General features: G+C 59.1%; 5 protein-coding genes. 3 read left to right on the top strand and 2 right to left on the bottom strand.

From position 1 onward, the window contains the following. The first annotated feature begins 111 nt into the window (after positions 1-111). Positions 112-1,254 (top strand): mandelate racemase/muconate lactonizing enzyme family protein, encoded by a 1,143-nt coding sequence (locus IWX65_RS17225; RefSeq protein ID WP_196884776.1) that lies wholly within the window; start codon positions 112-114, stop codon positions 1,252-1,254. Positions 1,255-1,919: 665 nt separating this feature from the next. On the opposite strand, the gene IWX65_RS17220 is transcribed toward IWX65_RS17225, so the two are convergent. Both IWX65_RS17220 and IWX65_RS17215 read right to left on the bottom strand, forming a co-directional pair. Further along, a complete protein-coding gene (locus IWX65_RS17220) occupies positions 1,920-2,372 on the bottom strand; it encodes a tyrosine-type recombinase/integrase (protein ID WP_334683981.1) in 453 nt (150 codons plus the stop codon). Between the two features lie 12 nt (positions 2,373-2,384). Next, a complete protein-coding gene (locus IWX65_RS17215; protein WP_196884774.1) occupies positions 2,385-3,188 on the bottom strand; it encodes a hypothetical protein in 804 nt (267 codons plus the stop codon). An 89-nt stretch (positions 3,189-3,277) separates the two neighbouring features. Here IWX65_RS17215 and IWX65_RS17210 point away from each other — a divergent pair, with 89 nt between their 5' ends. After that, a complete protein-coding gene (locus IWX65_RS17210; protein ID WP_196884773.1) occupies positions 3,278-3,490 on the top strand; it encodes a hypothetical protein in 213 nt (70 codons plus the stop codon). After that, positions 3,487-4,056: a hypothetical protein gene (locus tag IWX65_RS17205; protein WP_196884772.1), complete on the top strand. Its 570-nt coding sequence runs from the start codon at positions 3,487-3,489 to the stop codon at positions 4,054-4,056. Before IWX65_RS17210 ends, IWX65_RS17205 begins: the two co-directional genes overlap by 4 nt. Positions 4,057-4,184 lie beyond the last annotated feature (128 nt).

Here is a 4,184-nt window from a genome sequence, read left to right as displayed (position 1 = left end):
GATCGGTACTCACTGACCATCGCACGATGGCTCACTACGTCGCCTACGCAACGCTCAACAGCGGAGAACTACACCACTCCACGGGACGTAACCCACAATCAAAGGAAACTGATGAAAATCATCTCCGTATCTGCTCGGAATGTCGGCATCCCGCTGGCAGTTCCTACCCGCATTGCCACCCGGGAAATCCGCTCTCGTTACTACCTACTAATTTCGGTTCATACGGAGAGTGGTGTCGAGGGCGTGGGGTACACCTACTCGGGAACTACTGGCGGGGAAACCCTCGTGAAGGCCGTCGAAGACATCATCGCCCCGCTTCTTGTGGGTCAAAACGCACACGACACTTCGGGCCTGTGGGCGCGTGTCTACCAGGAGGCTCTGCTGGCCGGGCGTCGCGGCCTTTTGATCAGGGCCCTGTCTGCCGTGGACATCGCCCTGTGGGATGCAAAAGCCAAGGAAGCCAAGCTGCCCCTCGCAACGTACCTCGGCGGGGATTCGGCTCGTCATATCCCGGCCTATGCCTCCGGAGGCTATTACCTCGCGGGAGACCAGAACCCCGTGGCCTCGGTGACTCGCGAAATTGAGCTCAACATGAAGCACGCCTTCACGGACCACAAGATCAAGGTCGGCGGAATGTCGGTGCAACAGGATGCGGCTCGGATTGCAGCGGCGTTTGCCGTCATCGGGGATTCCGGCCGCCTCTCGATTGACGCGAACAATGCCTACCGAACCGTTCCTGAAGCCCTCGCTGCCATTCGCACGTTCGAACACGCAGCCGGAGACCACCAGATCTGGTGGTACGAAGAAGCACTGTCACCGGACGCCTTCGCCGGCCACGCTGACCTCGTCCGGCGCGTGGATACGCCGATTGCCACCGGCGAAATTCACCAGACCCGATGGGACTTCCGCCAGATCATCGAGCAGCGCGCCGCAGACATCCTGCAGGTAGATGTCGGCGTTGTGGGTGGCATCACCGAGTACTTGAAGGTTGCCCATGCGGCAGAGGCGTTCGACCTTCCCGTGGCTCCGCACTGGCACGCGAACGTCCATGCTCAGCTGGCGGCTGCGTCGACCAACACGATGGTTGTGGAGCACTTCCTGCTGGAGAAGGACATCTACAATTTCGAGAATCTGCTGACGGAGGAGACCCGGCTCCAGTACGCCGACGGTCACGTGATCTTGAACAGCCGACCGGGCATCGGCATCGAATTCGATGAAGATGCGATCGCGGCGTACAACAAGCAATTGGGATAACCGATAAGTGAGTACATTGCCGTACTGCAGAAAGGCATGATGTGGGGCTAATTGCCCTAATCATATTCATCGTCATTACAATCGTTATGAGCGTCGTTTTCAAGCGCAACATCGCAGAAGCGATACTCTTCGCCGTAGTGGGTGCATCACTGGTCGGTGGAGCAAACGCCCCCGAATTATTCATTGGGGGGATCGCCATTGCTGGACTCGGAGGTTCCTTTTTCTGGTACGGCCTTCGTGTTCATGAGCATGATCATCTACCGAAAAGGATTAGTTGATCGGCTGATCGGCATTCTTGAATCGATTTTCGGTCTGATGGCCGTGCGGATCGGAGCGGCCACCGGGAGCTTGTGGGCTCCGTCCCCCAGGGTCCTAAAGGCGCGGGTGAACGGGTAACCGTCGATTCAGAGACTTATTGCCGCTGGGTCCAGGTCTCTCCTTCGAAGCTGGCCAAGTGTCGCAAAAACACCCTGAGAAAGTAGCGCCTTTGTTTCTGCGCTTCGCGAGAGCCAGGCCAGGCTCCGTCGACCAACTCGATAATTGACTCAAGTGGTGTGCTATCGAGATCACCGTGACGACCTGGAGGAGAATCGGGCCTGGAAGCTGCTTCTGGAAGGATTTTGGGGTGTTCAACTGATTCAGCGAGGGCACGGGCGGCTGAAATTCTAAGCACCGAAGACCACCGACGCGTCATGCTCGTCGTAGCCCGGTGCATATGTTCTGGGACGCTGTGGCTGCTCGTAGTGGGCCTGCAGCCGATCGAAAAGGTCATCGACGCGAACCGCGGTGTAGAGAGTGGTGGTGCTGATGTCCGCGTGGCGCAGGATTGCCTGCACATCGGTAAGGGCAAAGGAAGGATCGTTGGCGAGCCGTGTCGCCGCAGTGTGGCGAAGATCGTGGAGCGTCCAGTTCGTGGCGATCTTCTCGTTTGCTCGCTGCAAAATCCGCCGGGCGGCTGAGTACGTTAGCGCCCGTGGTGCGCCCCGTCGAGTACTCCACAGCGGCTCGTTGGGTGCCGGAGTCCCATCCTCGGCAAGGTAAAGCGCCAGGTAGCGCAGCCCTTCCGGTGACACGGGGACTGACTGCTTCTCCCTACTGCCCTTGCCGGTGACGTGCAGAACCTGGCGGGATCAGCCGACGTCCGCCAGCCGGAGGGTCAGCAGCTCACTCGCCCGCGCTCCGCTGGAAACATAGAGGGACAAGAGGGCGCGATCGCGGGTGCAGTTCATGGACAGGAACAGCTCGTCCCAGAGGCTATCCGGGATGGCTCTGGGCAGGGTTCGGGGGACCTTCTGGCGTAATCGTCCGCGGCGGGGATATTGCTGCCAGGTGGAACGGAAAGATTCTGAACCGTTGCTGTCCCACCAGTTGGCGGTCGTTCCGGGGACCGGGTTCACGACCGGACCGTCACCAAAACTTGAATGGAACTCGTAGAACTGATGCACCACGCTGAGCGCGTGATTGATGGTCCGTGGGGCGAACCCGGAGGAAAGTGAAGGCTTCCCCGTCTTCGGGTTAACGCTCCCTGGTCCTCCCGATCCGGAGGAATCGTGACCACGTTGGTAGTTGGAGGTGTTACGCATCCAGCTCACGAGCACCTCGGCGTCCGCCGGTGTCGACGCATCCCACGGCGTTTCAAAACACCACATCAACCTGAACCAGCGACGCAAATCAAAAGCGTAGCTCCGGCACGTCAGCAGGCTCATGTCACAAGTAACCAAATGCCGCAGATACTGCTCAATCGGCACAATGGCATGACCATCCGCATCCAGGACTTTCACTCCTCCCGCAGTTGTTCCGGCTACTACGGCGCCGACGCGCGGTGGATCCGACTTGCCGTCCGCTACGCTGCGTCGATCGAAGATCACCGGCTCACTTTCCCACGTGACCCAAGGATTATGGCCACCTCTTTCGACGACTTTCACAAAAGGCATGCTCGTGAGTCTCCTGAGCAAATTACCGCAATCTCAGTAGCAGTCAACTACAGATTGACATACTAGCTTTGTCAAGAGATGGTTGACGTATGATGAAACGAAGCGCGCCACTAGCCTCACGACCTGCCCTCATGTCGATCTTCCTCGCGTTGGTTTCGATGGGCATCGCCCTCTCCACACTTTTCGTCGCGTCCGTGGCGATCAAAATCGTGATGCTCGTCGTCGCCGCGTTCGTTCTCGCCGCGACCGGAGCAGCACTGGCCGTCGTTCTCGCCCAGTCGCGACCACCAGCACCGCGATGAGCCACGAAGCACTGCAACCCGACGAACAACTGCGCGCAGCGCTCTCACAGGTAATAGCGGTTATCAACCCGACACTCGCCGATCGACTTGAGCACGACGTCGATTCCTACCTCGACCTCATCGACGCGACCCAGCAGGGTTCCCAAGAAATCGCTCAGCTATTACAAGCCGCAGTGACTTCAGCGCGGCTAGCCGGCGCCAGCTGGGACCGCATCGGCCAACGCATGGGCATCAGTCGACAAGCAGCACAGCAGCGATTCGGGCGGACACCCGCAGACAACGAAATCATCAACCTGGAAGCTACTCGCCGACTCACACCAGTGACAGCGTTTGACGAGATGGAAGCGTTGTCCGAGGCCGGACGCGAGGGGTGGCATTCAGTCGGATTCGGCATGTACTTCCACGACCTGGCTCGCTCGGACGAACAGTGGGAACACCTTCGTGTAGGAGCCTTCAGCGCCAAACACAAGGATCTGCTGCAAGCGGGATGGCAGAAGATTGGCTCGATGTGGTTCCCCTGGGCTTACTACAAACGCCCTACAGGGGCACCAGTCAGAACAACGTAATCGCAGCACCGCAGCACGCGGAGGAGTTCCCTTCGGGTTACGTCCCGTGGAGTGGTGTAGTTCTCCGCTGTTGAGCGTTGCGTAGGCGACGTAGTGAGCCATCGTGCGATGGTCAGTGAGTACCGATC

The organism is Arthrobacter sp. CAN_A214, assembly GCF_015751955.1.
Classification (GTDB): domain Bacteria; phylum Actinomycetota; class Actinomycetes; order Actinomycetales; family Micrococcaceae; genus Arthrobacter_D.
This window is presented reverse-complemented; position numbering and strand designations above follow the sequence as displayed.